This window comes from Trinickia acidisoli, assembly GCF_017315725.1.
Taxonomy (GTDB): domain Bacteria; phylum Pseudomonadota; class Gammaproteobacteria; order Burkholderiales; family Burkholderiaceae; genus Trinickia; species Trinickia acidisoli.
The window spans coordinates 4,022,685-4,047,703 of sequence record NZ_JAFLRG010000001.1 but is presented as its reverse complement, the minus strand read 5'-3'; the positions used below and the strand labels follow the sequence as shown (position 1 = coordinate 4,047,703).

Sequence of the window (25,019 nt, the reverse complement as noted above, 5' to 3'; positions counted from 1 at the left end):
CGGCATACACGTTTCCTTCTCCTCGCTCACGTCCTAGAAACGCTCAAATGTCGAGCGGATCGACCTCGACACTCCAGCGTATGACGCCCTTCAATGTCCGCAGCGTCGGCTGCCAAGCGCGCAGCGTCGCGAGCAGCGATGCGCGCGACGCGCTCTCGACGAGCAGTTGGGCGCGGTGCACGTTGGCGACTTTGACGATCGTCATCGGCACCGCGTCGTAGACGGTCACGCGCTCGGCGAACGGCGCGTCCGCCAACGCCGCACCGGCCTGGCCGAGAAACGCCAAGGCCGCCTCGAGCGTGCGCCCTTCGGCGCGCAGCAGCGCCTGATAGACGAATGGCGGCAGGTGCGCGTCGCGCCGCTCGTCCAGCGTCGCGTTGGCAAAGCCGACATAGTCGTGGCGGCCCAACGCGTGGTACAGCGCGTGCCGCGGATAGCGTGTCTGCACGAGCACTTCGCCGGGCAGCCCCGCGCGCCCGGCGCGCCCACTCACCTGCATGAGCTGCGCGAACAGCCGCTCGCCCGCGCGAAAGTCGTGCGAGAACAGGGCGGAATCGGCATTGAGCACGCCCACGAGGGAAACGCGCTGAAAGTCGTGCCCTTTGGCGATCATCTGCGTGCCGACGAGGATGTCGACCTCGCCGGCATGCACGTTCGAAAAGAGCGTCTGCGCGCTGCCCTTGCGGCGCGTGCTGTCCGCGTCGATCCGCAACACGCGCGCGCCCGGTACGAGGCCGGCGAGCGTTTCCTCCACGCGCTGCGTGCCGCGCCCGAGCGGCGCGATGTCGACGTTGCCGCAATCAGGACAGGCGCGCGGGACGCGCGCTTCCCAGCCGCAGTGATGACAGCGCAGCGCATGCGCGCTCTTGTGCAGCACGACGTAAGCGCTGCAACGTGGGCAACCGGCCACCCATCCGCAAGCATCGCACGCGAGCACGGGCGCATAGCCGCGGCGATTGAGAAAGACGAGGCTCTGCTCGCCGCGCTCGAGCCGCGATTTCAGCGCGGCGACGAGCGGCCCGGAAATGCCGTCTACGCTGCCTCGCCCGCGGCGGCGCTCCTCTTCGAGGTCGATCATCTTGACGGCGGGCAGCACGGCATCGGCCACCGCGCGCCGCGAGAGCGAAAGCCGCCGATAGCGGCCCTGTTCCGCCTGCCACCAACTTTCGAGCGACGGTGTCGCCGATCCGAGCACGACGGCGATGCCGCGCTGCTTCGCTCGCCAAATCGCCAAGTCGCGCGCGGAATAGCGCAGGCCCTCCTGCTGCTTATAGGCCGGCTCGTGTTCTTCGTCGACGACGATCAGCGCGAGCTCGGGCAGCGAAGCGAGGACGGCGAGCCGCGTACCGAGCACGATCCGCGCGCGGCCCCGATGGGCGGCGAGCCAGCTACGCGCGCGCTCGCCGTCGGCCATCGCGCTGTGCAAGGTGACGATCGATGCGTCGCCGGCAAGCGCGGCAAAGCGTGCGCGAAAAGCCGCCTCGAACTGCGGCGTCAAATTGATCTCGGGGACGAGCACGAGCGCCTGCGCATCGGGCCGTGCGGCGAACAAGCGCTCGAGCGCGCTCAAATAGACTTCGGTTTTGCCGCTGCCCGTGACGCCATGCAGCAGAAACGGCGAGAAACCTTGCGCACCGGCAATGGCATCGACGGCCTGCGCCTGCTCGTCGGTCAAAGCCGGGCGAGCCGCAATAGCGGAGACAGCGGAAGCCATAACGGCGACGGCCGCATCGCCGTCGGCCCCCCAATCGGCGCGAGCGTCGAATGCGCGGGCCGCGTCGGCATCCGTTTCGACGTCGATCCACCCCTGCGCCTGCCAAGCGGCCAACGTGGCGCCAGCCTTGGGATGAAGCGCGCGGGCGTCGGGCGCATCGAGCGAGCGAGCGTCGGCCAACGCCGCGGCGAGCCGGCGCAGCGCGGCAGCACGCGCAGGGAGCGCATCGGGCAGCGCGGCCCGTCCGGCCGCCGTCAATCGAAAACGCGGCTCGACGGCGAACAGCCGCGGCCACCGCGACCGATCGCGCAGCGCCTGCGGCAAGGCCGGCAGCGCGACCTCGCCGAGCGAGCGCTGGTAGTAATCGGCGGCGAAGGCAACGAGGGCGAGCCATTCGGACGAGAGTGGCGCACAGGCGCCGCATGTCGCCTCGATATTGCGCACGCGCCCGGCAGCCAGATCGCTGTGAGCGCTCACTTCGACAACAAGCCCCACGACGCTGCGTTTGCCGAACGGCACGGCGACGAGGGTGCCCGGCTCGGGCGGCGGCGCGTCGCATCGATAATCGAAAAGGGTCGGCAGCGGATGGTCGAGCGCGACGCGAACGAACGTCTCGCTCATTGCGAACGGCTCCCGGGCACCTTGCCGCGGCAGCCCCCCCATCGCACGCACATCGAGCCTCGACCGAACGGGACGAACTTAAAGTAAAACATGAGATTCGCCGCTAACTTATGGATCTCGCTGAACTTTGCCGTCCACCGGAGGCTGCCTGTGGATAACTTTGTTGAAAAGTGTGAAGGCGGAACCGAAAAAAGGCCGTCGCACTGGCGTTCCGTGGGCAACCGCACACGGCGGGTCTTTGGCGCAAACCCTTGTCGGTCAAGGCCTCGACAGCGGGGCTACATCGTTTGCCGGGTTGCGTCAATCTTTCTTCTCTCTACCGCGCCGCAACGAGAAAAATGTGTATAAGTCAAGTCTTGACAAGCGCAAGACGACCCGGCGATGCCATCTTGCGGGCAACTCGCCCCCTAGACCGAGAGCCCACTTTATTGCGATGCAACAAAACCATCATGTCATGACGAGCCGGACCCGGCGCGCATCGCCCGGCTGTATCGGTGCACTTCGTCGACGAGCTCGGCGACGTGCTCGGGCGGCGCGAACTGCGAGATGCCGTGCCCGAGATTGAAGACGTGTCCGGGGTGATTGCCATAGCTGTCGAGCACGGCCCGCGCTTGCGCGCGCACTGCCTCAGGGGGCGCGAACAGCACCGTCGGATCGACGTTGCCCTGTAGCGCCACGCGCGAACCGACCCGCTCGCGGGCGCGCCCGAGGTTGACCGTCCAGTCGAGACCGACCGCATCGACGCCGCATGCCGCGATGTCGTCGAGCCAGAGGCCGCCGCCCTTGGTGAACGTGATCACGGGCACGCGCTTGCCTTCGTGCTCGCGCGCGAGGCGACGCACCACCGCGTCGATGTAATGCAGCGAGAATCGCTGAAATACGCCGTCGGCCAGCGCCCCGCCCCAGGTATCGAAAATCATCACGGCCTGCGCGCCGGCTTGGATCTGCGCATTCAGGTAAGCGGCGACGGCCTCGGCGTTGATTTGGAGGATTCGGTGCATGAGATCCGGGCGCGCATACAGCATCGACTTCACGGTGCGGAAGTCGTCCGAGCCGGCCCCCTCGACCATATAGCACGCGAGCGTCCACGGGCTGCCCGAAAAACCGATCAGCGGGACGCGCTGGCGCCCCTGTCCGTCCGTCAACGCCCGGCGGATCGAGCGGACCGCGTCGGTCACGTAGCCGAGCGTCGCATCGATGTCCGGCACGCGCAACCGCGCGACGTCTTCCTCGGTCCGCACGGGATGCGCGAATCGCGGCCCCTCGCCCGCCGCGAACGACAGCCCCAAGCCCATCGCATCGGGCACCGTGAGGATGTCCGAAAACAGGATGGCGGCGTCGAGCGGGAAACGCTCGAGCGGCTGCAGCGTGACTTCCGTGGCGAAGTCGGGATTCTTGGCCAGGCCGAGAAAGCTGCCGGCGCGCGCGCGCGTGGCGTTGTACTCGGGCAGATAGCGACCCGCCTGACGCATCAGCCAAATCGGGGTGTAATCGGTCGGCTCGCGCAGCAGCGCGCGCAGAAACGTATCGTTGAGGAGGGTCGAGGGCACGGGAGTCCGGCGAAAGGCAGAGCGAAAGAGACAGCCATTTTACCGGAGGCGCGCAACCCTTCGCGCCGCATATCCATCTTCACAACCGTGCGCCGGCCACGGCCACCGCAGCGTCGCCGCCCGTGTCATTTTGGCGCCGCTATCATCGAGCGAAGCGATGCACCCCACGGCCTAAGCCCGCCCTCGTAGAACAAAGGAGACCTCGATGACCAAGCAGAAACGATTCGCGCACATTTCGATCGCCGCGATTGCGCTCGCGGCCGGCTGCACGGGCAGTGCGTTCGCGCAGGCGACGCAGGCAAGCGCGGCTATGCCGGCTGCGACTTCGGGCTCGCGCCTCGATGCGGTCATCGCGCGCGGCACGCTGCGCGTGTGCACGACGGGCGACTACAAGCCGTACTCGTTCCTCAAGCCCGACGGCACGTTCGAAGGCATCGACATCGACATGGCCGAATCGCTGGCCAAATCGCTCGGCGTGAAGGTCGAATACGTGAAGACCACGTGGTCGAACCTCATGAACGATTTCCTCGCGAAATGCGACATCGCCGTGGGTGGCGTGTCGACGTCGCTCGAGCGCCAAAAGCACGTGTTCTTCACGCAGCCCTACATGATCGACGGCAAAACGCCGATCACACGTTGCGCGGACGTCAACAAATACCAAACGCTCGCGCAGATCGACCGGCCGACGACGCGCGTGATCGTCAACCCCGGCGGCACGAACGATCGCTTCGCGAAACAATACTTGACGCACGCGAACGTGACGGTCTATCCCGATAACGTCACGATCTTCAAGCAAATCCTCGCGGGCAAGGCCGACGTGATGGTGACCGATGCCTCGGAGACGCTGCTGCAGCAAAAGCTCAATCCCGGGCTGTGCTCGGTGCATCCCGACAAGCCTTTCCAGTACGGCGAGAAGGCGTACATGCTGCCGCCGGGAGACGTGACGTTCCAGCAATACGTCGATCAGTGGCTGCACCTCGCGCGTGCGACGGGGGAGTTCCAATCGATTTCGGACAAGTGGCTCAAGTGAGTGCCGGCGCCACGCGCCGTGTCGATCGAGATCGAGGCGGCGCGCGGCAAGCTCGTTCAGGCGCTCACTCGAGCGCTCACTCAGGCACGCGCGGCGCTGGCGCATTCGCGCGGTGCGTCGTGCCGAGCAGCCGCTCGTGCTCGACCTTCACGCAGACGTTCATCGCGACGTCGAGCCCCGCCGCTTTCGCGCGAGCGATCGCTTCGTCGTTGACCACGCCGAGCTGCAGCCACAGCGACTTCGCACCGATCGCGACCGCTTGCTCGGCGACATCGGCCGCTTGCTCGGATCGACGAAACACATCGACCATCTCGATGACGGCGCCTTCCTGCGCCAGCGCGTGCGCGGCGTCGGCGAGCGAAGCGTAGCAGCGCTGTCCCAGCACCCCGGCGGTATCGTTTGCATATGCGGGGTTCACGGGCACGATGCGATAACCGTGCGACTGCATGTAGGCCGCCACCGAATGACTCGGACGGTAGGGATGCGTGGACAAGCCGACGACGGCGATCACGCGATCGCGGTCCAGGATGCGTTTGAGTGTCTCAGGCTCGTTCATTGTGTTGCTGCAACGATGGGTAAAAATGTCGGCGTATGCAACGCTTCGGTCGTTTTCACGCGTGGCGTGCGAGCATGGTGGGTCATCTTAAGCCTGCAATTCCATAGACGAAACCCATTTATGCTTTTTTATTGATAAAATCCGCAGACGCTTTTTCACGCTGCATTTCATTTCTTCCCATTAATCGGAAATACTGACTTAATCGCATTGAGGCTTGGTAAAAACTCCCGCAATGCCTTACCTGGCGGGCGTTACAACCTGAAACACTTTGTTACCGCGTCTCCGTCTCAATTCGCCCACAATGCCCCTCAACGGTTTCAACATGGGTGTGGCTCACTTGCTGTCGTCTGTAAATAACAGCAAAACGCGAGCCGGTCGGTCTGCCGAATCCCTCGAGGGGCATCTCTGTTGGAGTCGTTGCCGGTGCGCTGCAGTTCGCTGTCCGCTGCGCCCGACGGCTTCATCATTGGTCTCCTCGCGCTAACCCCGTAGCGTGTGGTTTTTAGCGGGCTACTAAGCCCGCTTTTTTTTTGCCCCCCCGAACTTGGCACGTCGACACGACGCCAAGTCCGGCTCCGTGCGGCGCCTGCCTTCGCTGCGCGCTCGCGTGTCTTGGTGACGCCTCGGTCTCATGCTCCGGTCGGTCCCTGCCCTTTGAGTTCGGCGATCATCCGCTCGCGCATGACGAACTTCTGGACCTTGCCGGTCACCGTCATCGGCATCTCCTCGACGAAGCGGATGTAGCGCGGCACCTTGTAGTGCGCAATCTGTCCGCGGCAGTAATCCTTGATTTCTTCCTCCGTCAACTGCTCCCCCGGGCGCACGACGATCCACGCACAGACCTCCTCACCGTACTTCTCGTCGGGCACGCCGAATACCTGCACGCTCTGAACCTTAGGATGCCTAAATAAAAACTCTTCCACCTCGCGCGGATAAATATTCTCGCCGCCGCGAATGAGCATGTCCTTCAGGCGGCCGACAATATTGCAATAGCCGTCCGCATCGAGGGTCGCGAGATCGCCGGTGCGCATCCAGCCTTCGACGATCGCCTCACGCGTGCGCGCCTCATCCTCCCAGTAGCCACGCATGACCGAATAACCGCGCGTCCACAGCTCGCCCGTTTCGCCGACCGGCACCGTATTGCCGAGGGCATCGACGATTTTCGCTTCCAAGTGCGGGGCGATGCGCCCGACCGTCGACGTCCGCTTGTCGAGCGGATCGTCGGTCGAACTCTGAAACGAGACAGGGCTCGTTTCCGTCATGCCGTAGGCGATCGTGATCTCCGATTGGTGCATGCGCGCGACGACGCGCTTCATCGTCTCGATCGGGCACGGCGAGCCCGCCATGATGCCCGTACGCAGCGTCGACAGATCGAACGAGGCGAAGTCGGGGTGATCGAGTTCAGCGATGAACATCGTCGGCACGCCGTGCAGCGCGGTGCAGCGCTCCTGCGCACAAGCGGCCAAGGCCGCCGCGGGCTCGAAGGCTTCGCCCGGAAACACCATCTTCGCGCCCGTCGACACGCTCGCGAGCACCGATAACACCATGCCGAAGCAGTGATAGAACGGAACCGGGATGCAGAGTGCATCGGCCTCGGTGAAGCGCATGGCCATCGCGATATAGCGCGCGTTGTTGACCACATTGCGATGCGTGAGCGTCGCGCCCTTCGGGTTGCCCGTCGTACCGCTCGTGAACTGGATGTTGATCGGGTCGTGCGCGGACAGCGTCACGCCGATCGCGTCGAGATCGATCGTTTCGCGCGCCACGCGCCCCGCCTCGATCAGATCGGAAAACGTCATCATGCCCGGCGTCTGCGTATCGCACATCCGCACGACGAGGCGCAGATGCGGCAATCGCGCCGCGCGAAGCCAGCCGCTCTCGCATTGAGCGAGTTCCGGCGCCAGTGCTTGCAGCATCTCGACGTACTTCGACGTCTTGAAGCTTTCGGCCGTGACGAGCGCGCAGCAGCCCGACATGTTCAGCGCGTATTCGAGCTCCGCCAACCGATAGGCCGGATTGACGTTCACCAGGATCGCGCCGATGCGCGCGGTCGCGAATTGCGTCAGCAGCCATTCGACACGATTCGGCGACCAAATGCCGACACGATCGCCGCGCACGATGCCGGCCGATGCCAGGCCCGCGGCCAGCACGTCGACTTCGTCGGCGAACTCGCGCCACGTCCACCGAATACCCTGTTCGCGGAATACGACGGCGGGCCGATCGGGAAAGCGCGCCGCCGTATCGCGCAGGAATTGGCCGATCGTCGCTTCGCTCAGCGCGACGTCGGTCGCGCCACGCACGTATGACAGGCCATTGACCGGCGCAATGAGGGCGCCTTCCTCGGGAAGCTGCGTCGCCATCTCGATGTCTCCCATGTCTTTGGAAAAATTTTCCGACTGATTGTGCCATCGAGCACGGGCCGCCCGCATCAAGTCTTACCCGCAGCAAATGACGCCGACGTCGGCGCGCGTGAGTGCTGCAGCACGCCACCCCGGCCCCCGCGGAGGCAAAAAAAACGCCGCGAGGCATTTAGCCCGGCGGCACATACATCTTATTAATCGCATTTCTTTTCACGCAGCGTTGGCCCATCGCAGTGCGATGAGCCATCTGCCAAAACGCCGCTGCGAAGCGCTTTTCTTTTAGTGCTGCGCGCGAATCTTGCGCAAACGAGCGATCGCGGCGAGTTGCGCCGTGGCATAGGCCAGCTCGGCTTGCGCCGTCGCATACTCGATGTTCGAGCCCGAGTTCTGCAGCACTTCCTCGGCGCGTTTGCGGGCCTGCTCGGCTTTCGCTTCGTCGAGATCGGCACCGCGGATCGCCGTATCGGCGAGCACGGTCACCGCACCCGGTTGCACTTCGAGAATGCCGCCGGCAACGAACACGAACTCTTCTTCGCCGTTTTCGGCCTCGATGCGCACGGCGCCGGGACGAATGCGCGTGATGAGCGGGGTGTGGCCCGGCAAGATGCCGAGTTCACCGGCCTCGCCCGGCAGCGCGACGAACTTCGCCATGCCCGAGAAGATCTGCTCTTCCGCGCTGACGACGTCTACTTTGATGGTTGCCATATCGATTCCTGTGCAAGGCTCGGTTGAGCGTGATGCGTGCGGCGAGCCCAGCGGTCAATGCGAACGCCAAGCCCGCCTCGAAGCGAGCACACTTACCGTTACTGGATCTTCTTGGCCTTTTCGAAGGCTTCGTCGATCGTGCCGACCATGTAGAACGCCTGCTCGGGCAAATGATCGCACTCGCCTTCGACGATCATCTTGAAGCCGCGGATCGTTTCCTTCAGCGGCACGTACTTGCCCGGCGAACCCGTGAACACTTCCGCGACGTGAAACGGCTGCGACAGGAAACGCTGGATCTTACGCGCGCGGGCCACCGACAGCTTGTCTTCCGGCGACAGTTCGTCCATGCCCAGAATCGCGATGATGTCGCGCAGTTCCTTGTAGCGCTGCAGCGTTTGCTGCACGCCGCGCGTGATCGAGTAGTGCTCTTCGCCGATCACGTTCGGGTCGATCTGACGCGACGTGGAATCGAGCGGGTCGACGGCCGGGTAGATCCCGAGCGAAGCGATGTCACGCGAGAGCACGACCGTCGCGTCCAAATGGCCGAAGGTCGTCGCGGGCGACGGGTCGGTCAAGTCATCCGCCGGCACGTACACGGCTTGCACCGACGTGATCGAACCCTTCTTCGTCGACGTGATGCGCTCTTGCAGCCGGCCCATTTCTTCAGCCAGCGTCGGCTGATAACCCACGGCCGACGGCATCCGGCCAAGCAGTGCCGACACTTCGGTACCGGCCAGCGTGAAACGGTAGATGTTGTCGACGAAGAACAGCACGTCGAGACCTTCGTCGCGGAAGTGCTCGGCCATCGTGAGGCCCGTCAACGCCACGCGCAGACGGTTGCCCGGCGGCTCGTTCATCTGACCGTACACGAGCGCGACCTTGTCGAGCACGTTCGAGTCCTTCATTTCATGGTAGAAGTCGTTCCCTTCACGGGTACGCTCGCCCACGCCCGCGAACACGGAGTAACCGCCGTGCTCCTTCGCGATGTTGTTGATGAGCTCCATCATGTTGACGGTCTTGCCGACGCCGGCGCCGCCGAACAGGCCCACCTTGCCGCCCTTCGCGAACGGGCAGATCAAATCGATCACCTTGATGCCCGTTTCCAGCAGTTCCGTCGACGGCGACAGCTCGTCGAACTTAGGTGCCTTCTGGTGGATCGAGCGCACGTGCTCGCTTTCGATCGGACCGGCTTCGTCGATCGGACGGCCGAGCACGTCCATGATGCGGCCGAGCGTCGGCTTGCCGACAGGCACGCTGATCGGCTTGCCCGTGTTCTTCACCATCGTGCCGCGGCGCAAACCGTCGGACGCGCCCAGACAGATCGTGCGCACGACGCCGTCGCCCAGCTGCTGCTGAACTTCGAGCGTCAGTTCCGTGCCTTCGAGCACGAGGGCGTCGTAGACCTTCGGCATGTGCTCACGCGGAAATTCCACGTCGATCACCGCGCCGATGCACTGTACGATCTTGCCTTCTACCAAAGCAGTAGTACTCATCGCTTTTCCTTTAGATACTCAATTCTTCACTCGCGCAAACGGCGCTTAGGACGGGTCAAACCGACACGCGTCAGACCGCGGCGGCACCACCGACGATTTCCGACAGTTCCTTCGTAATCGCGGCCTGGCGGCTCTTGTTGTAGACGAGCTGCAACTCGCTGATCACCGTCTTCGCGTTGTCCGACGCGGCCTTCATCGCCACCATGCGCGCCGATTGCTCGGACGCCATGTTTTCCGCGACGGCCTGGTACACGAGCGCCTCGACGTAGCGAACGAGCAGCTCGTCGACGACGGCCTGCGCGTCGGGTTCGTAGATGTAGTCCCATGCGGACTTCGGCGTCGACTCGTCAGTCTCGAAGTGCTCGGCCGACAGCGGCAGGAGCTGCTCGATCACGGGCTCTTGCTTCATCGTGTTGACGAAGCGCGTGTATGCGAGATACACGGCCGAGACCTTGCCTTCCGAGTACAGATCGAGCTGCACCTTCACCGCGCCGATCAGCTTTTCGAGGTGCGGCGTATCGCCGAGCTGAACCACGTGCGAGGCGACCTTCGCGCGCAGGCGCGTCAAAAAGCCGAGACCCTTGCCGCCGATCGCCGTCGCTTCGACGGTTTGGCCCTTGGCCTCGAGTTCCTTGAACTTGGCCACGGTCGCGCGCAGCACGTTCGTGTTCATGCCGCCGCACAACCCCTTATCGGTCGTGACGAGGATGATGCCGGCCGCCTTCGCGCCCTCGTTCGACACCATGAACGGGTGGCGATACTCGGGGTTCGCACGGCTCATATGCGCAGCGATGTCGCGAACCTTGTCGGCATACGGACGAGCGCCGCGCATGCGCTCCTGGGCGCGGCGCATCTTCGATGCGGCCACCATCTCCATCGCCTTGGTGATCTTGCGCGTGTTTTGCACGCTCTTGATCTTGCCGCGGATTTCCTTCATTCCAGCCATTGCTTGCTCCTTGATCGAAGCGGCGCGCGCTTCGTTACGACTCAAGCGCGCGCCGCTTCAAGGTCGTTATGCCTCGCGGATCAATAAGCGCCCGACTTCTTGAAGTCCTTCAGAGCGGCGTGGAGCACGCCCTCGTCGTCCTTCGACAAGTCCTTCGTGTCTTCGATGCGCTTGATGAGGTCGGCATGGCTCGTCTTCAGGAATTCGCGCATGCCCTTCTCGAACGGCAGCACGTCCTTCACGTCGAGATCGTCGAGGTAGCCGTTGTTCGCCGCGAACAGCGACACAGCCAGCTCCCACACCTGCAGCGGCTGATACTGCGGCTGCTTCAAGAGCTCCGTCACGCGGCGACCGCGCTCGAGTTGCTTGCGCGTGGCTTCGTCGAGATCCGATGCGAACTGCGCGAACGCGGCGAGCTCACGGTACTGCGCGAGGTCGGTACGGATACCGCCCGACAGCTTCTTCACGACCTTCGTTTGCGCCGCACCGCCGACGCGCGACACCGACACGCCCGCGTTGATGGCGGGACGGATACCGGCGTTGAACAAGTCGGTTTCGAGGAAGATCTGGCCGTCCGTGATCGAGATCACGTTCGTCGGAACGAATGCCGTCACGTCGCCCGCTTGCGTCTCGATGACGGGCAGCGCCGTCAGCGAACCGCTCTTGCCCTTCACTTCGCCGTTCGTGAACTTCTCGACGTAGTCTTCCGAGACGCGCGCGGCGCGCTCGAGCAGACGCGAGTGCAGATAGAACACGTCGCCCGGGTACGCTTCACGGCCCGGCGGGCGGCGCAGCAGCAGCGAGATCTGGCGATAGGCCCAAGCTTGCTTGGTCAAATCGTCATAAATGATGAGGGCGTCTTGACCGCGGTCGCGGAAGTATTCGCCCATCGTGCAGCCCGCGTACGGCGCGAGGTATTGCATCGCCGCCGATTCCGAAGCCGACGCCGCCACGACGATCGTGTACTCGAGCGCGCCCGATTCTTCGAGCTTGCGCACGACGTTTACGATCGACGAGGCCTTTTGGCCGATCGCGACGTAGATACAGATGAGGTCTTTGCCCTTCTGATTGATGATCGCGTCGATGGCCACCGCCGTCTTGCCGCACTGGCGGTCGCCGATGATCAGCTCGCGCTGGCCGCGGCCGATCGGCACCATCGCGTCGATCGACTTCAGACCCGTTTGCACCGGCTGCGACACCGACTTACGCCAAATCACGCCCGGCGCGATCTTCTCGACCGCGTCGGTCATCTTGGCGTTGATCGGACCCTTGCCGTCGATCGGATTGCCGAGCGCGTCGACGACACGGCCGACGAGTTCGGGGCCGACCGGTACTTCGAGAATGCGGCCCGTCGTCTTGACGACGTCGCCTTCCGAGATGTGTTCGTACTCACCGAGAATCACGGCGCCGACGGAGTCGCGCTCGAGGTTCAGCGCGAGGCCGAACGTGTTGCCCGGGAATTCGAGCATTTCGCCTTGCATCACGTCCGACAGGCCGTGAATGCGCACGATACCGTCGGTCACGGAGATCACGGTGCCCTGGTTGCGAACGTCGGTGCTCGCTTCAAGGCCCTGGATCCGGCTCTTGATCAGCTCGCTGATCTCAGAGGGATTGAGTTGCATTATTCGCTCCTGATAGTCAATTCTGTTGCGTGCCGTGGCGTGCGCTTCGCTTTACGCGGTGAGCGCCGTGCGCATATCGGCGAGCCGTGCGCGAACCGAGGTGTCGAGCACTTCGTCGCCGACGGTAGCGCGCACGCCACCGATCAGCGAAGCATCGACTTGAACCGTCGGCTTGAGCTTGCGCCCAAATTTGCGCTCGAGGCTCGCGACGAGATCGGCGAGCTGGGCCTCTTGCAGCGGAAACGCGCTGACGATCAGCGCATCGGCCGCGCCTTCGCGAGCATTTTTCAGTTCATCGAACTGGACGGCAATTTCGGACAGCAGCGAGAGACGGTGATTGTCGACCAGCATCTGCACGAAGTTCTTCGCCTGCGGCGAGTCTTTCGGGGCTGAGCGGGTTGCGGCCAGCAGCAGATCGACGACCTGCGCGCGGCTCACCTTCGGGCTCGAGGCGACCGACATGAGCTCGGGCAGACGCGCAACCTGTGCCAGCTCCTGCACGAGAGCGGACCAGGCGGCGAGGTCTCCGCCTTCGGCAACGCTGAACAGCGCTTCTGCGTAGGGACGGGCGATGGTTGCAAGTTCGGCCATGATCAGAGCTCTGCTTTCAGTTGATCGAGCAGTTGGGCATGCGCCGCCTGGTCGATTTCACGCTTCAGGATCTGCTCGGCGCCCTTGACCGCCAGCGTTGCCACTTCGGCGCGCAGCGTCTCGCGCGCCTTCACGACTTGCTGTTCGGCTTCGGCCTTGGCTTGGGCAATGATGCGCGCGGCTTCGGCTTGCGCATTGGCCTTGATTTCGTCGGCTACGGAGAGCGCACGCTTTTCAGCGTCGGCGATGCGTTGCTGACCGTCGTTGCGCGCCTGCGCGAGCTGCTGATCGACACGCTTGTGCGCCGCTTCGAGTTCCGTCTTGCCCTTTTCGGCGGCCGCGAGACCGTCGGCGATCTTCTTCGAACGCTCATCGAGGGCTTTGACCATCGGCGGCCACACGAATTTCATCGTGAACCAGGCGAGGATCAGGAACACGACCATTTGCGCAATCAGAGTTGCGTTGAGATTCACGGTGTTTCCTTAAACGTTGCTAATTCGGAAAGTGAAACGGTAAGGCGCTCATCGACGTTACGTTCGATCAGCGCCCGAGAGTCTTCCGTTTCGCCCCTGCGCCGGCTTACGAGCCGCGGCGCAACTATCCGACTGCCCCCATACCTGCCGCTTCGCGTCAGGCCCCCCCGAGGGGGACGGGAAAACTTGGGACGGCCCGGCGTTTCCCCGGGGCGATGAACCTCAGCCCGCCAACTTCGAGAGCAGCGGGTTCGCGAACGCAAACAGCATTGCCACACCAACGCCGATCAGGAACGCCGCGTCGATCAGACCAGCCAAGAGGAACATCTTGGTTTGCAGCGGGTTCATCAGTTCCGGCTGACGCGCGCAAGCTTCGATGTACTTGCCGCCCATCAGGCCGATACCGATACAGGCGCCGATTGCACCCAGGCCGATGATGATGCCGATACCGATGGCGGTCAGACCTTGGATGTTGGCGATGAAAGCTTGCATGATCACTCCTTTGTAAAAGACTTTTTAGAACCGGATTTAAAGAAACGAAAAACGAATCTGCATTCGCGCGGCACGCACTGCGATCAGTGCTTGTCGTGCGCCTGGCCGATGTACACGAGCGTCAGCATCATGAAGATGAACGCTTGCAACAAGACGATCAGGATGTGGAAGATCGACCAAACGGTACCTGCGATCACATGACCGATGAAGCCGAGCACCGTCGTGTCCGCGCCGAAGGTCCAGAGGCTGCCGAGCAATGCGATGAGCAGGAACAGCAGTTCGCCCGCGTACATGTTGCCGAACAGCCGCAACGCGAGCGAAACCGTCTTGGCGACGAACTCGATGATGTTCAGTGCGAGGTTCGGGATCCACAGAAGCGGATGCGCGCCGAACGGGGCCGACAGCAGTTCATGAAGGAAGCCGCCCGGGCCCTTGATCTTGAGGTTGTAGTAGATCATCAGCACGAACACGCCGAGCGCAATGCCGAACGTGCCGTTCAGATCGGCCGTCGGCACGATGCGGTGGTGCGTGATGACGTGCGAGAGACCTACCCACTGGATGATGCGGCCCGGCAGATCGACGGGGATGAAATCGAGCGAGTTCATCAGCGCGACCCAGATGAACACGAACAGGGCGAGCGGAGCGATGAACGTGCGATTGCCGTGAATGATCGATTTCGATTGATCCTCGACCATCTCGACGAGCATCTCGATCGCGCACTGGAAGCGGCTGGGCACGCCCGGCGTTGCATTGCGCGCGGCCATGCGCAAGATGAAGAGCGTCACGAGACCGCACATGATCGACCAGAACAGCGTGTCGATGTTCAACACGTGCATGTCGATGATCGACGTCTGGTGCGAAGTGGCGAAGTTTTGCAAGTGATGCGCGATGTACTCGGACGGATCCAAGTGCGTGCTTTCTGTAGCTGCCATATCGTTTATTGCCGCCTAAATTGTCGAAAATCTTTCGGTGCCCGCACGCTCCGCTCAACCGAGCTCAGTCGCGCGAACGCCGGCGCGCTGCGCCTTTTTCGCGCGCGCCGCCGGCCATCCACCGCCATCCCATTCTCAGCGCATCCTCAACGCCAAGCGAGCGCCAACCAGTACGTCTGCAGCGTGACGAGGAAAGTCACGAGCAGCGGCAGCCACCGCACGTCGTGATACCAGAGCGCCACCGCGACGAACATCGCAACGGTCACCCCCATCTTGAGCATCTCGCCGATCATCCATGTCAGGATGGATCCGGCGCCGCCCGCCCCTTTCAGACGTGCCGCGAACAATGCGCTCGGCACCCAGCAAATCGCTCCTCCCACCAAGGCCGACAGCGCAGCATCGCCCCGCGGCTTAGAAAACAGCCACCAAACCAGCGTGACGATCAGGGACAAAACCACTTGCGCTCTCACGACCTTGAACGGCGTTACGCGCGACGGGCGGCTCACGTCCGAGCCGAAGAGCTTCTCAGCCTCGGCCCGCGTGAGCGGAACGAAATTCTTGTCTTGCTGCTCGGCATCCCACGCATCGTCGAACGTTTCCGAACGACTGACCGCGCGAGCGGAAGAAGGATCGTGTCGCGCGCGTTCGTGGTGCCTTGTGCCCGGCTCTCGATCCGCCATCGCCCTATCCTGAACCCAGTATCCAACCCGCAGCTTTCGCTGTGCTTACGGGGCTGCCTAGCTAATAAATCCGGGCGATTGTAAGCGATAGTTGCAGGCGATTCAAGACTTTAGCCGCGACAAAAAACTGCCTGGAAACGACGTCCGAGGCGGCCGCAAAGCGGCCCGTCTGACGAACCGAAAGGCTGGGCGAGCGCGAACGAATCAAAGCGTGCGTGCCGCTTCATTTGCGTCTTCGTTTGCACCACCCTGGCGCATCGGGGGTGTGACTACAGATGCACGAGCAACCATCCGCCGAGCACGCCGGCAACGAGCCAGAACGGGACCGAGACGAGATGAAACGGCAGCCAAATGCCGCGTACCTTCGAGATCCGCACGGCGATCAGATTGGCCAGCGAGCCAATGGCGACGCCGAAACCGCCTACGCTGACCCCGAACGCCAGCGCGCGCCAATCCTTCGTGAATTGAGCGAGCATGATCGCCGCGGGCACGTTGCTGATGCCTTGGGACAACACGGCACCTGCGACATAAGCGCGCAGGGCTGAATCGAGCCCGAGATGCGCCACCGTGTCGTGAACCCACGACAGCGCCGCAACACTGCGCAGCACGACGAACATCAGCACGAAAATCAGCAGCAAAGCCCAGTCGATTTTCAGCACGGCGTCGCGTCGCCACAACACAAAGCCGCCCGCGACGCCGATGAGGCCGATGCCTGCGTGGTGTGAATCGGCCAGTAGGACGAAGGCAACGAAGAGCACGGCCGCGACGCCGGCATAGGCACGCTCGACGGTTTGCTTCTCGACGTCGCGCGACAAATCGAGCGATTTCGCCTTGAACGCGAACCAGGCCAGCACCGACAGCATCGCCATCAAAAGCGCACACAACGGCAGCATGGCCAAGACGAAGCGGCCGAACGGCACCGCGCCGACTTGCCATAAAAAGAGATTCTGCGGATTGCCGAGCGGCGTCAGAATCGAGCCCGCATTGACGGCCAGCGCCAAGAAGATCGTGAGCCGCTTGACGGGCAGCGGCGTCAGCGCGTGCAGCGAGAGCACGAGCGGCACGACGACGAACAGCGCGACGTCGTTCGTGACGAGCATCGACAGCGCCGCCGCGAGGCCGATCAGCAAGCACGCGAGCGTGCGCTCGGAGCGAACGCGATGCACGACGCGATGCGCGAGCCACATCAACAGACCGGAACGCTCGATCGCCTTCGTCAGCATCAAAAGGCCGGCCAGCGTCATCACGGTCGGCCAATCGACGAGCTTGGGCAGCGCGAGCCAAGGCTGCGGACGCGCGCATTGCAGCACGACGAGCGCAGCAATGAGAATCGTCAGGACCGGCTCTTTCAGTGCGAACGAGACGAGCTTGCGCGGCAGGTTCGAGCGAGCGGGATGCACATCGTCGGCAGTCGGCATGGGCGGCTGGAAGTCGAGCAGGGAGCAAAAGCGAGAGACGCGCGAGGGACGCGCCAGAACCGTGCCAAATTCAGGGCTACAGTCAGGCCGTCGAGCTGCCGCGCAGCCGCACGAGGATGCCGTCGAGCGCGTCCAGATCGCCGAATTCGATCTGCAGTTGACCGCGCCCGCGCCGATTGAGTTTGATCTTGACGGCCGCCGCGAACAGATCCGACAGCTCTTCTTCCAGGCGACGCGTGTCGCGACCGCCATCGTGATTCGCGCGCGCTTTCACCGCGGGCTCGGCTTTCGTCGTGACCGTGACGAGCCGTTCCGTTTCGCGCACCGACATGCGCTTGTTGATCACCTGATTGGCCAGCGTGATCTGCGTCGCCGCGTCGACTGCCAGCAAGGCGCGCGCGTGACCCATGTCGAGATCGCCGGCTAGCAGCATCGTCTGTACGGGCTGAGCGAGGTTGAGCAAACGCAACAGATTCGACACGGCACTGCGCGAACGCCCTACCGACTCGGCCGCCTGTTCATGCGTGAAGTCGAACTCGTCGAGCAGACGCTGAATGCCTTGCGCTTCTTCGAGCGGATTCAGATCCTCGCGCTGAATGTTCTCGATGAGGGCCATCGCCGCCGCGGCTTGGTCGGGCACGTCCTTGACGAGCACCGGCACCTCGGCGAGCCCAGCGATGTGCGCCGCGCGAAACCGGCGCTCACCCGCAATGATCTCGTACCTTTCTTCCGAAACGGGACGCACGAGGATCGGCTGCATGACACCCTGCGCGCGAATGCTCGCCGCGAGCTCCTGCAAACTGCCCTCGTCCATCCGTGTGCGTGGCTGATATTTGCCCGCCTGCAATTTGCCGAGCGGCAGCACATGGGGTTGCCCCTCGCCGCGCACAGCCGTCGTGATCTCGGCGCTGCCGCCGAGCAAGGCTTCCAGCCCGCGCCCCAATCCCTTTTTCTTCGCTACGGCATTCATCGCATTCCCTCGATCCGCTTTGCTGCTTCGCTATTGCGCCGCGCTGTGCTCACAGCGCGCGCACACGTTCAATCATTTCGGCCCCGAACTGCACGTAGGCCTGCGCCCCGCGCGACGCGCGATCGAAGACGACGCCCGGCAGCCCATAGCTCGGCGCCTCGGCCAAGCGCACGTTGCGTGGAATCACGACGTCGAACACCTTGTCGCCGAAATGCTCCTTGAGCTGATCCGACACCTGCTGCTGCAACGTGATGCGCGGATCGAACATGACACGCAGCAAGCCGATCACCTTCAAATCGCGATTCAGATTCGCGTGAACCTGCTTGATCGTATTGACAAGGTCGGACAGGCCCTCAAGCGCGAAGTACTCGCACTGCATCGGGATGACAACGCCGTGCGCGGCGCACAGGCCGTTCAGCGTCAGCAGCGACAATGCCGGCGGGCAGTCGATCAGCACGAAGTCATAATCATCGGCAACCACAGCCAACGCAACTTTCAATTGCCTTTCGCGATTCTGCACGCCGACGAGTTCGATTTCGGCGCCGGCGAGTTCGCGATTCGCAGGCAAGATGTCATACGAGGCCGCCTCGGACTTCACGCGTGCATCGGCTACCGACACGCCATCGACGAGCACCTCGTAGACCGTGTTCTCGCACTCGGCCTTGTTGATGCCGCTGCCCATCGTCGCGTTGCCCTGCGGATCGAGATCGATCAGCAGGACTCGTTGCCCCTGCGAAGCAAGACTCGCGGCGAGATTGACCGTCGTCGTCGTCTTGCCGACACCGCCTTTTTGATTCGCCACGCAGAAGATTTTTGCCATCGTTCGGAGATCCTCGTTACTGCCTCGTTATTGCTTCATTGCTTCACTGCTGCGCGAAATGCTTCATACCGGCGGCGAGTCTTCGACCACGACTTCGACGAGATGTCGCTCCGCATCAAGCAACGGCACATGAAGCCGCACGAGCTGGGCAACGCACGCCCCTGCCGGCAATCGCTCGATTTCGGTATCGGGCTGTACGCCTTTCATCGCCCAAATCGACCCTCGCTCGCTCACCAAGTGCCGCGCAAGTGTAACGAAATCGGCAAGCTCTGCGAATGCACGCGAGACGATCGCATCAAATTTTCCCGGCACTTCAACGCCGGGGCGCAGCGTTTCGACGCGCCCCGTCACGACCGAGAGGTTGTCCAGCTTGAGCTCGGCCTTCGCTTGCGACTGGAAGGCCGATTTCTTCTGCACGATGTCGTTCAGCGTCACGTGGCGCTCGGGCAACGCGATGGCAAGGACGATACCAGGCATCCCACCGCCTGAACCGACGTCGAGAATCGATCGCCCTTCGCGCGCCGCCAAATGCGGCACGATCGAGAGCGAATCGAGTATGTGGTGGATCAACATTTGGCGCGGGTCGCGGATCGCCGTCAGGTTGTAGACGGCGTTCCACTTCGCCAGCAACGCGACATAATCGGCAAGCCGGCCGACCTGCTCCTCCGATAGTGCGACGCCCAGTTCGGCTGCGCCCGCATGCAACAGATCCAACCATGAGGTTCGGTCGGTCGAATGCGCCCCTGCGGCGCGCGACCCCGTCATTGGGCAACCGGAGCCGGGCCGGCCCCGCTTCCATCGGCCGAGCTCGATTCAGTCACACTTGTCTGCGCTCGTCGACCCCATCCCTTTTTCAGATGAACCATCAGCAACGAAATCGTGGCGGGCGTGATCCCTGAAATGCGCGAGGCCTGGCCGATCGTTTCGGGCCGGAACTGATTGAGCTTTTGCCGTGCTTCGAACGAGAGCCCCCGCACCGATGCGTAGTCGATCCCTTCAGGCAGACGCGTGCTTTCGTTCGCCTCGTTGCGCTCGATCTCGTCGGCCTGGCGTTCGATGTAGCCTTGGTATTTGACCCCGATCTCGATCTGCTCCTTGATTTGCGCAAGCAATACCGGGTCGTCAGCTAGAGGCGCATCGGGGCCACAGGCACCGGCCCGCAAACCGCAGACGCCGTCATAAGACACGCCGGGGCGACACAGCAGATCGGCCAAGTTGTATTCGTGATCGATGGGCTTGCCGAGCAATGACGTCGCTTCGTCCGCCGAAAGCGTCTTAGGATTGACCCACGTCGCGCGCAACCGTTCTGTTTCACGTGAAACAGCGTCTCGCTTGCGGCAGAAGGCATCCCAGCGGGCGTCGTCCACGACACCAAGTTCGCGACCCATTTCTGTCAAGCGCATGTCGGCGTTGTCTTCACGAAGGCTGAGCCGATACTCAGCGCGACTGGTGAACATCCGATATGGCTCCGACACACCGCGCGTCACGAGGTCATCGACGAGCACGCCAAGATAAGCTTGGTCGCGTCGCGGGCACCAGGCTTCTTTCTCTTGAACGTAACGCCCGGCATTGATGCCGGCGAGAAGACCTTGCGCCGCCGCCTCTTCGTAACCCGTAGTGCCGTTGATCTGCCCGGCGAAGAAGAGGCCGCGAACCGCCTTCGTCTCGAGCGATGCCTTCAAACCCCTCGGATCGAAGTAGTCATACTCGATCGCGTAGCCGGGCCGCAAGATGTGTGCGTTCTCGAGCCCTGCCATCGAATGAACGAGGTCGAGTTGCACATCGAACGGGAGGCTCGTCGAAATACCGTTCGGATAGAACTCGTTCGTCGTCAGACCTTCCGGTTCTAGAAAGATTTGGTGCGATGTTTTCGACGCAAACCGGTGAATCTTGTCCTCGATTGACGGGCAGTAACGCGGCCCTACCCCTTCGATAACTCCGGTGTACATCGGGGAACGATCGAGCCCGCCGCGAATGATGTCGTGCGTCCGTTCGTTCGTGTGCGTCACCCAGCAAGGCACTTGACGGGGATGCTGCTCCACGCGGCCAAGGAACGAGAACACGGGGACGGGATCGAAGTCGCCCGGCTGCTCTTCAAGCTTCGAGAAATCGATGGTTAAGCCATCGATCCGCGGCGGCGTGCCCGTTTTCAGGCGACCCTGCGGCAACTTCAGATCTTTGAGCCGAGCGGACAGCGATACCGCAGCGGGGTCGCCCGCCCGGCCACCCGTGTAATTGTTCAGACCAACGTGGATCTTTCCATCGAGAAATGTGCCGGCCGTCAGGACGACCGCACGAGCGCGAAAGCGCACGCCGACCTGCGTCACCGCACCGACAACTCGATCGCCTTCGACGATCAAATCCTCCACGGCTTGCTGGAACAGGCTGAGATTCGGCTGGTTCTCGAGCCGGCGACGGATCGCCGCCTTATACAAAATGCGGTCGGCTTGCGCGCGAGTCGCACGGACGGCTGGCCCCTTCGACGAGTTGAGGATTCGAAACTGAATGCCGCCCTCATCGGTTGCAGCCGCCATCGCACCACCAAGCGCATCGACCTCCTTGACGAGATGCCCTTTGCCGATGCCGCCGATAGACGGATTGCAGCTCATCTGGCCGAGCGTTTCGATATTGTGGGTCAGCAACAGCGTCTTAGCGCCCATGCGGGCCGATGCCAAAGCGGCTTCCGTGCCGGCGTGACCACCGCCGACGACGATAACGTCAAATTCTATGGGATAAAGCATGGCGATCCCATGCGACGCGAAGCGCATGAGCCTGTCGGGAAAATGTATGCGCGAAATTATAGCGGGGATCGCGGACGAGGCGGACTCGCTAAACGGCTAAGTACTGTTTCACGTGGAACATACACGCGAGGGGAAGCGGAGCAAAATCACCTCTCACCCGTTGCAGCTAAGGATCTCCCCACATTGCATCCGATCTGCGCGGCCATGCAAGACCCAAGGAACACGGAGGCGGAATGACAACACAGCAATACACCGGCGGGTGCCACTGTGGAGACGTGCGATTCGACGTCGAACTCGACCTCGCACAAACGATTGTCTGCAACTGCTCGATCTGCACGAAGCGCGGCTTTATCTGGGCGTTCGCGTCACGCGAGCAATTCGCGTGGCGCAGCGGAGAAGACGCCACTGGGGAATATCTATTCAACAAGCATGCGATTAGCCATCGATTTTGTCGTCGCTGCGGAGTGGAACCGTTCGCGTTCGGTGTCGCGCCCAATGGCGCCCAAACGGCGGCTATCAATGTGCGCTGCCTGGATGGCGTCGATCTTGCCGGGTTGAATCCAACGCCCATCGACGGTGCCAGCCGCTGAGTTGGCCACCGAGTTGGCCACCGAGTTGGCCACTAAGGCTCGGTACCCTCAGGAGGGGCGTGCATCAACGGCACAACCGCACAGGCGGCCGGACTCGGCTCGCAGTCAAACGTGTGCCTCAAAACGTCCGTGCCCGTGCAACGGGCACTTAGGCCGTCTTCTTCGCCAGACCGAGATAGGTTTCGATGACACGCGGGTTCTGCGCCAACGAATCCGCCGCCCCCTCTAGCGCCAGCTCACCCGTTTCCAACACGTATCCGTGGTCTGAGATCTGCAGCGCCGCCCGCGCATTCTGTTCGATCAACAGCGTCGCCACGCCCGTCCCGCGCAGGGCACTGATGATATGGAAAATCTCTTTGACGATCAGCGGCGCGAGCCCGAGGCTAGGTTCGTCGAGCATCAGCAGATCGGGCTTGCCCATCAACGCACGGCCCAGCGCGAGCATCTGCCGCTCACCGCCTGACAATGTACCAGCAGCCTGCTTGCGGCGTTCCTTCAGGCGAGGAAACCGCTCGAACACCGGCTCGAGTTGATCGAGAAAATCGCGCTCCCCGGCCCGCTTGCGGCGATAGGCGCCGAGTACGAGATTATCCTCGACGGTCATCGTCGCAAACAGCTCGCGCTTTTCCGGAACCAGGCACATGCCTCGTTCGACGCGCTTTTCCACAGGCACCGCGGCGACGTCCTCCCCTCGATAACGCACGGCGCCTTTCGCGTGCCCAATGATCGGCAGCGCCCCCATGACGGCGTTCAGCAGCGTCGATTTACCGGCGCCGTTCGGTCCGATCACGCTGACGATCTGCCCAGGCCGGACTTCGATCGACACCTCATGGAGGGCCTCCACTTTTCCGTAGCGGACGGAAAGCCCGGATACCGACAAAATCGGCATGGTCGTCGTTTCGTTCATTGACTCAATTACTCCACTCACTCCACTCCGCCGAGATAGGCTTCGACGACGGCCGGGTCGTTCTGGACCTCCTCGGGCAACCCGTGTGCGATACGCGTGCCGAACTCCATGACGACCAGGCGATCGGCAAGATTCATCACGAAATCCATGTCGTGTTCGACGAGCAGAACGCTCATCCCGTCCGCCTGCAACTTGCGCAGCAACTCGGCGAGCTGCTGCTTTTCCCGATAGCGCAATCCTGCGGCCGGCTCGTCGAGCAATAGCAAGGTCGGATCGCAACACAGGGCCCGTGCGATCTCCAAGATGCGCTGCTGCCCGAGCGGCAGGCTGCCGGCTTCGTCGTACATATGCTGCTCGAGGCCGACGCGACGAATCTGTTCAGCCGCCTCGAACAACAGCCTGCCCTCCTCGGCCGCATTGAGTCGCCCGACGCTGCGCCAAACGCCGCTCGACCCGCGCAGATGGCCGCCGATCGCGACGTTTTCGAGCACCGTCATCGTCGGCAACAGCTTGACGTGCTGGAACGTACGACCAATACCGCGCTTCACAATTTCACGTGAAGTGAGGGCGTCGATGCGTTCGCCGCGGAAATGGATTTCGCCGCGCGTTGCCTGCAGCACGCCTGTCACGAGGTTGAACGTCGTCGATTTGCCTGCACCGTTCGGGCCGATCAATCCGACGATTTGCCCTGCTTTCACCTCGAAGCTGACGTCATTGACGGCCACGAGGCCGCCGAACTCCTTACGCGCACGATCGACGACGAGCAGTGCCTCTCCCGGCGACGGCGTGGCGCGGCGAGACAACGGCTCGGCATGCTCGGGCGCGCGCGCACGCGGGCCGCGTGGAAACCAGCGCGCGACAAACGGCCATACGCCCTGCCTCGCGTACTGCAAGAGCGCCACCATCAGTACGCCGAACACGATGATCTCGAAGTTGCCGCTTTGTCCGAGTAGCATCGGCAACAGCGTCTGCAAATAATCCTGCACGATGGTGAGGATCGCAGCCCCCAGAATCGCACCCCAAACGTGCCCGACGCCGCCGACCACGGCCATGAACAAATACTCGATACCGTGGTTGAGGCCGAATGGCGTGGGGTTCACGGCGCGCTGCAAGTGCGCGTAGAGAAACCCGGAGATCGCAGCAAGGACCGCCGCGTACACGAAAATGACGACGCGCATCCACGCGGTATGCACGCCCATCGCCTCGGCCATCACGCCCGCTCCGCGCAGCGCGCGGATGGCACGCCCTGGGCGACTATTAAGCAAATTCTGAATCGAGACGACGGCGGCGAGGACAACGAGCCAGATCAGGTAGTAGATGCTGCGTCCCGACTCCAGCGACATGCCGAACACGCTGAGCGCGGGAATGCCGTTGATGCCGTCGTACTTGCCGAGCGTATCGAGGTTGCCGAACAGGTAGTAGAGCGAGAGCCCCCAAGCGATCGTGCCGAGCGGCAGGAAATGGCCGGACAACCGCATCGTGACCGCGCCGATCACGAGCGCCACGACCACCGTCAACGCAATGCCGACGAACAGCGCGATCCAAGGCGAGATGCCGAACTGCGTCGTCAAATAGGCGGTCGCATAGGCGCCGACGCCGACGAACGCAGCCTGTCCGAAGCTCATCATGCCGCCAATGCCCGTCAGCAAAACGAGCCCGAGCGCGACGATCGAATACAAGCCGATGTAATTGAGCAGCGTGATCCAGTACTCGGACACATGCAGCGGATGCGGCAGCACGGGCAGCGCGAACAGAATCGCGAGAAAGCACCAGAACGGCTTCATTCCCGAAAATAGATGCTTCATCGC

The 25,019-nt window shown here is 62.9% G+C and carries 22 protein-coding genes; 2 read left to right on the top strand and 20 right to left on the bottom strand.

Annotated features, from left to right (window positions below):
* Positions 1 to 43: 43 nt before the first annotated feature.
* A complete protein-coding gene (locus J3485_RS18560; RefSeq protein WP_206955558.1) occupies positions 44 to 2,335 on the bottom strand; it encodes a primosomal protein N' in 2,292 nt (763 codons plus the stop codon).
* A gap of 452 nt (positions 2,336 to 2,787) precedes the next feature.
* Positions 2,788 to 3,885: a uroporphyrinogen decarboxylase gene (gene hemE / locus J3485_RS18555; protein WP_206955557.1), complete on the bottom strand. Its 1,098-nt coding sequence runs from the start codon at positions 3,883 to 3,885 to the stop codon at positions 2,788 to 2,790.
* A gap of 205 nt (positions 3,886 to 4,090) precedes the next feature.
* On the opposite strand from hemE, the gene J3485_RS18550 reads away from it, so the two are divergent.
* Positions 4,091 to 4,915, top strand: a complete 825-nt coding sequence (locus tag J3485_RS18550; RefSeq protein WP_206955556.1) for a transporter substrate-binding domain-containing protein — start codon at positions 4,091 to 4,093, stop codon at positions 4,913 to 4,915.
* A 76-nt stretch (positions 4,916 to 4,991) separates the two neighbouring features.
* Here the strand turns inward: J3485_RS18550 and J3485_RS18545 are convergent, their stop codons facing one another.
* From J3485_RS18545 to mnmG, 16 genes are all read right to left on the bottom strand, one after another.
* A complete protein-coding gene (locus tag J3485_RS18545; RefSeq protein WP_206955555.1) occupies positions 4,992 to 5,471 on the bottom strand; it encodes a CoA-binding protein in 480 nt (159 codons plus the stop codon).
* 629 nt (positions 5,472 to 6,100) lie between these two features.
* A complete protein-coding gene (locus tag J3485_RS18540; RefSeq protein WP_206955554.1) occupies positions 6,101 to 7,831 on the bottom strand; it encodes an AMP-binding protein in 1,731 nt (576 codons plus the stop codon).
* Between the two features lie 279 nt (positions 7,832 to 8,110).
* Complete coding sequence (locus J3485_RS18535; RefSeq protein WP_206955553.1) at positions 8,111 to 8,536, bottom strand: F0F1 ATP synthase subunit epsilon; 426 nt, start codon at positions 8,534 to 8,536, stop codon at positions 8,111 to 8,113.
* A 98-nt stretch (positions 8,537 to 8,634) separates the two neighbouring features.
* Positions 8,635 to 10,029: a F0F1 ATP synthase subunit beta gene (atpD, locus tag J3485_RS18530; RefSeq protein WP_206955552.1), complete on the bottom strand. Its 1,395-nt coding sequence runs from the start codon at positions 10,027 to 10,029 to the stop codon at positions 8,635 to 8,637.
* Positions 10,030 to 10,099: 70 nt separating this feature from the next.
* On the bottom strand, positions 10,100 to 10,975 hold the full coding sequence (gene atpG / locus J3485_RS18525; RefSeq protein WP_206955551.1) for a F0F1 ATP synthase subunit gamma: 876 nt from the start codon (positions 10,973 to 10,975) through the stop codon (positions 10,100 to 10,102).
* 80 nt (positions 10,976 to 11,055) lie between these two features.
* On the bottom strand, positions 11,056 to 12,597 hold the full coding sequence (gene atpA, locus J3485_RS18520) for a F0F1 ATP synthase subunit alpha (protein WP_206955550.1): 1,542 nt from the start codon (positions 12,595 to 12,597) through the stop codon (positions 11,056 to 11,058).
* Positions 12,598 to 12,648: 51 nt separating this feature from the next.
* Positions 12,649 to 13,188 carry a F0F1 ATP synthase subunit delta gene (locus tag J3485_RS18515; RefSeq protein WP_206955549.1) on the bottom strand — a complete coding sequence of 180 codons (540 nt, stop codon included), beginning with the start codon at positions 13,186 to 13,188 and terminating at the stop codon, positions 12,649 to 12,651.
* 2 nt (positions 13,189 to 13,190) lie between these two features.
* Positions 13,191 to 13,661 (bottom strand): F0F1 ATP synthase subunit B, encoded by a 471-nt coding sequence (locus J3485_RS18510; RefSeq protein WP_206955548.1) that lies wholly within the window; start codon positions 13,659 to 13,661, stop codon positions 13,191 to 13,193.
* A gap of 222 nt (positions 13,662 to 13,883) precedes the next feature.
* Positions 13,884 to 14,153 (bottom strand): F0F1 ATP synthase subunit C, encoded by a 270-nt coding sequence (gene atpE / locus J3485_RS18505; RefSeq protein ID WP_007180033.1) that lies wholly within the window; start codon positions 14,151 to 14,153, stop codon positions 13,884 to 13,886.
* 83 nt (positions 14,154 to 14,236) lie between these two features.
* The gene (gene atpB, locus J3485_RS18500) at positions 14,237 to 15,085 is read right to left on the bottom strand and encodes a F0F1 ATP synthase subunit A (RefSeq protein WP_206955547.1); all 849 of its coding nucleotides are present in this window, start codon (positions 15,083 to 15,085) and stop codon (positions 14,237 to 14,239) included.
* A 146-nt stretch (positions 15,086 to 15,231) separates the two neighbouring features.
* Positions 15,232 to 15,765: an ATP synthase subunit I gene (locus J3485_RS18495; RefSeq protein ID WP_206955546.1), complete on the bottom strand. Its 534-nt coding sequence runs from the start codon at positions 15,763 to 15,765 to the stop codon at positions 15,232 to 15,234.
* A 269-nt stretch (positions 15,766 to 16,034) separates the two neighbouring features.
* Positions 16,035 to 17,183: an SLC13 family permease gene (locus tag J3485_RS18490; protein ID WP_206955545.1), complete on the bottom strand. Its 1,149-nt coding sequence runs from the start codon at positions 17,181 to 17,183 to the stop codon at positions 16,035 to 16,037.
* 82 nt (positions 17,184 to 17,265) lie between these two features.
* The gene (locus tag J3485_RS18485; RefSeq protein ID WP_206955544.1) at positions 17,266 to 18,153 is read right to left on the bottom strand and encodes a ParB/RepB/Spo0J family partition protein; all 888 of its coding nucleotides are present in this window, start codon (positions 18,151 to 18,153) and stop codon (positions 17,266 to 17,268) included.
* Positions 18,154 to 18,202: 49 nt separating this feature from the next.
* Positions 18,203 to 18,973 carry a ParA family protein gene (locus J3485_RS18480; protein ID WP_206955543.1) on the bottom strand — a complete coding sequence of 257 codons (771 nt, stop codon included), beginning with the start codon at positions 18,971 to 18,973 and terminating at the stop codon, positions 18,203 to 18,205.
* A gap of 63 nt (positions 18,974 to 19,036) precedes the next feature.
* The gene (gene rsmG / locus J3485_RS18475; RefSeq protein WP_206955873.1) at positions 19,037 to 19,681 is read right to left on the bottom strand and encodes a 16S rRNA (guanine(527)-N(7))-methyltransferase RsmG; all 645 of its coding nucleotides are present in this window, start codon (positions 19,679 to 19,681) and stop codon (positions 19,037 to 19,039) included.
* A gap of 53 nt (positions 19,682 to 19,734) precedes the next feature.
* A complete protein-coding gene (mnmG, locus tag J3485_RS18470; RefSeq protein ID WP_206955542.1) occupies positions 19,735 to 21,714 on the bottom strand; it encodes a tRNA uridine-5-carboxymethylaminomethyl(34) synthesis enzyme MnmG in 1,980 nt (659 codons plus the stop codon).
* 233 nt (positions 21,715 to 21,947) lie between these two features.
* Between mnmG and J3485_RS18465 the strand changes: the two genes are divergently transcribed.
* Positions 21,948 to 22,304 (top strand): GFA family protein, encoded by a 357-nt coding sequence (locus J3485_RS18465; RefSeq protein ID WP_206955541.1) that lies wholly within the window; start codon positions 21,948 to 21,950, stop codon positions 22,302 to 22,304.
* Between the two features lie 148 nt (positions 22,305 to 22,452).
* Here J3485_RS18465 and J3485_RS18460 read toward each other — a convergent pair whose 3' ends face one another.
* Both J3485_RS18460 and J3485_RS18455 read right to left on the bottom strand, forming a co-directional pair.
* Positions 22,453 to 23,211 (bottom strand): ABC transporter ATP-binding protein, encoded by a 759-nt coding sequence (locus J3485_RS18460; protein ID WP_206955540.1) that lies wholly within the window; start codon positions 23,209 to 23,211, stop codon positions 22,453 to 22,455.
* Between the two features lie 17 nt (positions 23,212 to 23,228).
* A complete protein-coding gene (locus J3485_RS18455) occupies positions 23,229 to 25,016 on the bottom strand; it encodes a branched-chain amino acid ABC transporter ATP-binding protein/permease (protein WP_206955539.1) in 1,788 nt (595 codons plus the stop codon).
* Between the last annotated feature and the right edge of the window lie 3 nt (positions 25,017 to 25,019).

What these genes read in the sequence shown, in the direction of transcription:
- J3485_RS18490 (WP_206955545.1), bottom strand. Translation starts at nt 17,183, where the DNA reads ATGCCGACTGCCGACGATGTGCATCCCGCTCGCTCGAACCTGCCGCGC.
- atpG (WP_206955551.1), bottom strand. Translation starts at nt 10,975, where the DNA reads ATGGCTGGAATGAAGGAAATCCGCGGCAAGATCAAGAGCGTGCAAAAC.
- J3485_RS18515 (WP_206955549.1), bottom strand. Translation starts at nt 13,188, where the DNA reads ATGGCCGAACTTGCAACCATCGCCCGTCCCTACGCAGAAGCGCTGTTC.
- J3485_RS18560 (WP_206955558.1), bottom strand. Translation starts at nt 2,335, where the DNA reads ATGAGCGAGACGTTCGTTCGCGTCGCGCTCGACCATCCGCTGCCGACC.
- atpE (WP_007180033.1), bottom strand. Translation starts at nt 14,153, where the DNA reads ATGCAAGCTTTCATCGCCAACATCCAAGGTCTGACCGCCATCGGTATC.
- atpD (WP_206955552.1), bottom strand. Translation starts at nt 10,029, where the DNA reads ATGAGTACTACTGCTTTGGTAGAAGGCAAGATCGTACAGTGCATCGGC.
- J3485_RS18465 (WP_206955541.1), top strand. Translation starts at nt 21,948, where the DNA reads ATGACAACACAGCAATACACCGGCGGGTGCCACTGTGGAGACGTGCGA.
- J3485_RS18455 (WP_206955539.1), bottom strand. Translation starts at nt 25,016, where the DNA reads ATGAAGCATCTATTTTCGGGAATGAAGCCGTTCTGGTGCTTTCTCGCG.
- atpB (WP_206955547.1), bottom strand. Translation starts at nt 15,085, where the DNA reads ATGGCAGCTACAGAAAGCACGCACTTGGATCCGTCCGAGTACATCGCG.
- J3485_RS18495 (WP_206955546.1), bottom strand. Translation starts at nt 15,765, where the DNA reads ATGGCGGATCGAGAGCCGGGCACAAGGCACCACGAACGCGCGCGACAC.
- J3485_RS18535 (WP_206955553.1), bottom strand. Translation starts at nt 8,536, where the DNA reads ATGGCAACCATCAAAGTAGACGTCGTCAGCGCGGAAGAGCAGATCTTC.
- atpA (WP_206955550.1), bottom strand. Translation starts at nt 12,597, where the DNA reads ATGCAACTCAATCCCTCTGAGATCAGCGAGCTGATCAAGAGCCGGATC.
- mnmG (WP_206955542.1), bottom strand. Translation starts at nt 21,714, where the DNA reads ATGCTTTATCCCATAGAATTTGACGTTATCGTCGTCGGCGGTGGTCAC.
- J3485_RS18540 (WP_206955554.1), bottom strand. Translation starts at nt 7,831, where the DNA reads ATGGCGACGCAGCTTCCCGAGGAAGGCGCCCTCATTGCGCCGGTCAAT.
- J3485_RS18480 (WP_206955543.1), bottom strand. Translation starts at nt 18,973, where the DNA reads ATGGCAAAAATCTTCTGCGTGGCGAATCAAAAAGGCGGTGTCGGCAAG.
- J3485_RS18485 (WP_206955544.1), bottom strand. Translation starts at nt 18,153, where the DNA reads ATGAATGCCGTAGCGAAGAAAAAGGGATTGGGGCGCGGGCTGGAAGCC.
- J3485_RS18550 (WP_206955556.1), top strand. Translation starts at nt 4,091, where the DNA reads ATGACCAAGCAGAAACGATTCGCGCACATTTCGATCGCCGCGATTGCG.
- J3485_RS18545 (WP_206955555.1), bottom strand. Translation starts at nt 5,471, where the DNA reads ATGAACGAGCCTGAGACACTCAAACGCATCCTGGACCGCGATCGCGTG.
- J3485_RS18460 (WP_206955540.1), bottom strand. Translation starts at nt 23,211, where the DNA reads ATGAACGAAACGACGACCATGCCGATTTTGTCGGTATCCGGGCTTTCC.